Genomic DNA, 4,428 nt, shown 5'->3' on the forward strand with positions numbered 1-4,428 from the left:
GGCGGTTGCACTCACCCTATACCCTGTATGAGTACGGAACGAACATGAAGCATGTACTCGTTGCAACCGGGCAGCAACACCCGTCCCGTGTCGCTGGAGAAGATTCATCACATGACCATTGATGTCACCGATAGCTGCCTGGCGGGCGCCATCAATCTGGACATCGACAGTGACGGTAGCAGCACCCTGATATTCAGCGATGGCAGAGAAGTAGAACTGGTTCAGGGTCGCAACCAGCTGTTCGTGAACCCGCTATAGGCTGACGAAATGGAAAGCCCCGTGATCGGGGCTTTCACCATGCCAACCACTCCCTGTTATTGGTTGGCTTGCAGCTTGTCCAGCGTACGCAATTCGAAGTCGCTGGCGTCGTGACGCTCCCACAATTGGCTGGAAGGGTCTCCCCAGGCGCGATTCACTTTACGCCCGCGTTGCACCGCCGGCCGTTCGCCGATTTGCTCAGTCCAGCGCAGCACATTCTTGTAGGTGTGCGCTTCGATAAACTCCGCCGCTTCATAGACCTTGTTGGTCACCAGCGCGCCATACCAGGGCCAGATGGCCATATCGGCAATGGTGTACTCGTCACCGGCGATATAATCGTTTTCCGCCAACTGACGATCCAGCACATCCAGTTGACGCTTGATCTCCATGGTGTAGCGATTGATCGGGTATTCGTATTTTTCCGGGGCATAGGCATAGAAATGACCGAAGCCGCCCCCCAGTAGGGGCGCACTGCCCATTTGCCAGAACAGCCAGTTGAGCGCTTCGGTCCGTTTGCCCGGGTCTGTGGGCAGGAATTCACCGAACTTTTCTGCCAGATACAGCAGGATGTTGCCGGACTCGAACACCCGGCGTGGCGGGGTAACGCTGTGATCCATCAACGCGGGAATCTTGGAGTTGGGGTTCACTTCCACAAAGCCACTGCCAAACTGGTCGCCATTCTGGATATTGATCAGCCAGGCATCATATTCCGCGTCCTTGTGGCCCTTCTCCAGCAGCTCTTCCAGCATCACCGTGACCTTCACCCCGTTGGGCGTGGCCAGGGAATACAGCTGAAAGGGGTGCTTGCCCACTTGCAGAGCCTTGTCATGGGTTGGGCCGGCAATCGGACGATTGATATTGGCAAAGGCGCCACCACTGGCCTGGTCCCACTTCCAGACGCGAGGTGGGGTATAGGTGTCATCGGACATAAAACAGCTCCCGGTTCGAATAGTCTCTGCTCAACAGGGTAACCGCCGACGGCATTCAGGTCTTGCCCTTTACTCCGCCATGGTTACCGTTTTCTACGGAACCGCCACTGCCCGGCACCAGAGGCACCAACGGGCTCTACCAAGCTATGAGCACCCTCAATCCGCGCCCCTGTCTCCACTCTCATGCTGCTGCACTTCCCACAGGTGCGCATACAAGCCGCCCCGCGCCAGCAAGTCAGCATGGCTGCCCTGCTCTGCCACCTGGCCGTTGTCCAGCACGATGATGCGATCCGCATCCATGATGGTGGACAGTCGGTGGGCAATCACCAGAGTGGTCTGCTGATGGGAAATATCGCGGATGGCCTTGAGAATGATTTTTTCCGAGTGGCTGTCCAGGGATGAGGTGGCTTCATCGAATACCATGATCGGCGGATGCTTGAGCAACGCCCGGGCGATGGATACCCGCTGTTTTTCGCCACCGGAGAGTTTCAGGCCACGCTCGCCCACCATGGTGTTTTCTCCCTTCGGCAGGGAGGCGACGAAGTCGGACAGATAAGCCAGACGTATGGCCTCGCGAACCTCCTCGTCACTGGCATCAATACGACCGTAACGGACGTTCTCGAAGATACTGGTGTTGAACAACACGGTATCCTGGGGCACCACACCAATCTGCTCACGCAGGGATGTCTGGCTGACCTGACGAACCGACTGACCATCGATGGTAATCTCGCCACTGTTCACGTCATAGAAGCGGAATAACAGCTTGAACAAGGTGGATTTTCCCGCCCCGCTACTGCCGACAATCGCCACTTTCTGTTTTGACGGCACGGTAAAGCTGACGCCACGAATAATGTCCCGCGTATCGCCATAGCCGAAGTGCACATCATGGAAACGGATCTCGCCGTCGCCCACGGCCAGCTCGGTGGCACCTTCGCGATCCACCACGCCGGGTTTCACATCCATGACCGCAAACATGTTTTCAATATTGGTCATGGCGCCCTTCATTTCCCGATAAACAAAACCGAGAAAATTCAGCGGCATGAACACCTGCATCATGAAGGCGTTGATCAGCACGAAGTCACCCAGGGTCATCACCTTGTCGGTCACCTGCACCGCCGCCAGCACCATGGCTGCCGTTACGGCCGCGGCAATAATCAGGGACTGCCCCGCATTGAGGGCGAACAGTGACAAGCGGTTTTTTCCCCGTGCCAGCTCCCAGCGCTCCAGGTTCTCGTCATAGTTGCGGGCTTCAAAGTCCTCGTTGGTGAAATATTTCACCGTTTCGTAGTTGAGCAGGCTGTCGATGGCACGGGTGCTGCTGGAGGATTCCGCCTGGTTGGCTTCGCGAATAAACGCCAACCGCCATTCCGTGGCGAACACGGAAAAACCCACATAGGCCGCCACCGAGACCGCCACGATCAGCGCAAACCAGGCATCGTAATTCCACAGCAGTAGACCGATTACCATGCCGATTTCCAGCAGCGTTGGCAGGATGTTGAACACCATGAAACGCAGCAGGAAACTGATGCCATTGGTACCCCGCTCGATATCACGGGACAGCCCGCCAGTGCGCCGGTTGAGATGAAAGTCCAGATCCAGGGCATGCAAATGCCGAAACACCTTAAGACCGATCCGGCGCATGGCCCGCTCGGTGACCCGACCGAACAAGGTGTCGCGCAGCTCACCGAACAATACATTGGAAAAACGCACTACCCCGTAAGCCAGCAACAGCCCCAACGGCAGAGTGATCAGCTGGCTGGCATCCTTGGCATCCAGTCCATCAACGATGTGCTTGAGAATAAACGGCAGCCCCACACTGGCCAGCTTGGCCAGCACCAGGCAGCCCACCGCCAGGGCAATGCGGGTACGAAATTCCAGCAGATAGGGAAACAGGGTTTTCAGCACGGACCAGTCGATGGGCTTGGGGGTGACGTCCTGGCTCATACCGCGCATAAAAAGGCCTGTCTTGGAGAAAAGAGCCCGCAGTATAACAACATGCCGAGCAACAATCGGATCACCGCAAGCCTGATAACCCGATTCCCGTTAAAGATACGGAGTCATGCGTCCGGCTTTCTTCAGGAGCGGGACTGCAACCACACCGCCAGACCCTGGCTGTTGAGCTGGATATCCAGCCCCAGCACTGCCTCCAGTTGCTCGTCTGACATCTCGCAGCCGTGCTCACGGGCGCAGCGAAACAGGTACGCCCTCATGGCCGTCATCAACGCCGCTTCCAGCGCATCATCGTCGCCAGTTGGCGCCACGTTTTCCGCCAGCGCCACATAGTCGTCCACCATGGTCAGCAGTCGCTCGCCCAGGGGGTGCGGGTTTTCCACCATGCTGTAATGAGTGAGATAAATACGCTGGGGTTGCAGCGCCAGCAGCTTGCGGATGGAGGCCTTCAATGCCGGGGGATCAAACTGTACCGGGGTGGTGGTCGGGCAGATAAAAGGCCCTTTGGCGGTGGTCAGGGGCGGATAAGACAGGCCAAAGGTGTCGCCGGTAAAAATCCCACGGGACGTCGGGTCGTACACGCAGAAATGATGGCGGGCATGCCCGGGCGTATCGATGAAGACCAACTTGCGACCTCCCACGGTGGCCTCATCACCGTCTCCCATGATGCGCACCCGGCGCTCATCCACGGGAATGATATCGCCGTAGATCTCGGCAAACTGGGCCTCACCGTATACCGCTGTGGCACCGGCTTTTAGCTTTGCCGGATCAATCATGTGGCGGGCGCCTCGAGGATGCACCAGCAGGGTCGCCACCGGCAGCGCCCGCATCAGGCCTCCGACACCGCCGGCGTGGTCCAGGTGCACATGCGTGGGGATCACATACTTCACCTGTGACCGCTGGATACCACGGGCCTCCAGCAACGCCAGAATGATCGGTACGGTATTGTGGGTACCGGTTTCAATGATGGCGCATTCCTCATCCGCCTGAAGCAGATAACAGGCCGCCAGCCCTTCGTGCACCATGGCGGTGTCGATACGGGTGATCTGATGACCGATATCCTGATAGGTGGGTACCGTCATGAGGGCTCCTGAGATTGCGATGTTCTTCGACTATAGGTGACGCTATCCGGGGCAGCCACCCGACTTTGGTGCCAATCGGGGATACGCATAAATTGCCGTCGCGCCCCCATAACTAACCGAGCACTTCACGCCACCTTGCCCTACCCCTCACCACGCTGGCTTTTTATGCGTGAAAGGGCCTCATCATGACCGGAATGACTGCACTACTG

At 57.7% G+C, this 4,428-nt stretch carries 4 protein-coding genes; 1 reads left to right on the plus strand and 3 read right to left on the minus strand.

All coding sequences use genetic code 11. The features are described 5' to 3' along the window. The first annotated feature begins 51 nt into the window (after positions 1-51). Positions 52-258, plus strand: a complete 207-nt coding sequence (locus ACFE0K_RS11435; RefSeq protein WP_434536186.1) for a hypothetical protein — start codon at positions 52-54, stop codon at positions 256-258. A gap of 56 nt (positions 259-314) precedes the next feature. Here ACFE0K_RS11435 and yghU read toward each other — a convergent pair whose 3' ends face one another. From yghU to ACFE0K_RS11450, 3 genes are all read right to left on the minus strand, one after another. Continuing rightward, on the minus strand, positions 315-1,187 hold the full coding sequence (yghU, locus tag ACFE0K_RS11440; RefSeq protein WP_434536187.1) for a glutathione-dependent disulfide-bond oxidoreductase: 873 nt from the start codon (positions 1,185-1,187) through the stop codon (positions 315-317). A 156-nt stretch (positions 1,188-1,343) separates the two neighbouring features. Continuing rightward, positions 1,344-3,140 (minus strand): ABCB family ABC transporter ATP-binding protein/permease, encoded by a 1,797-nt coding sequence (locus tag ACFE0K_RS11445; RefSeq protein WP_434536188.1) that lies wholly within the window; start codon positions 3,138-3,140, stop codon positions 1,344-1,346. Between the two features lie 122 nt (positions 3,141-3,262). After that, on the minus strand, positions 3,263-4,219 hold the full coding sequence (locus tag ACFE0K_RS11450) for an MBL fold metallo-hydrolase (RefSeq protein WP_434536189.1): 957 nt from the start codon (positions 4,217-4,219) through the stop codon (positions 3,263-3,265). Positions 4,220-4,428: the final 209 nt, after the last annotated feature.

Origin of the sequence: Alcanivorax sp. (assembly GCF_051117345.1) — a bacterium.
Taxonomy (GTDB): Bacteria; Pseudomonadota; Gammaproteobacteria; order Pseudomonadales; family Alcanivoracaceae; genus Alcanivorax.

Coding starts and splice junctions, on each gene's coding strand:
- ACFE0K_RS11435 (WP_434536186.1), top strand. CDS start 52: ATGTACTCGTTGCAACCGGGCAGCAACACCCGTCCCGTGTCGCTGGAG.
- yghU (WP_434536187.1), bottom strand. CDS start 1,187: ATGTCCGATGACACCTATACCCCACCTCGCGTCTGGAAGTGGGACCAG.
- ACFE0K_RS11445 (WP_434536188.1), bottom strand. CDS start 3,140: ATGCGCGGTATGAGCCAGGACGTCACCCCCAAGCCCATCGACTGGTCC.
- ACFE0K_RS11450 (WP_434536189.1), bottom strand. CDS start 4,219: ATGACGGTACCCACCTATCAGGATATCGGTCATCAGATCACCCGTATC.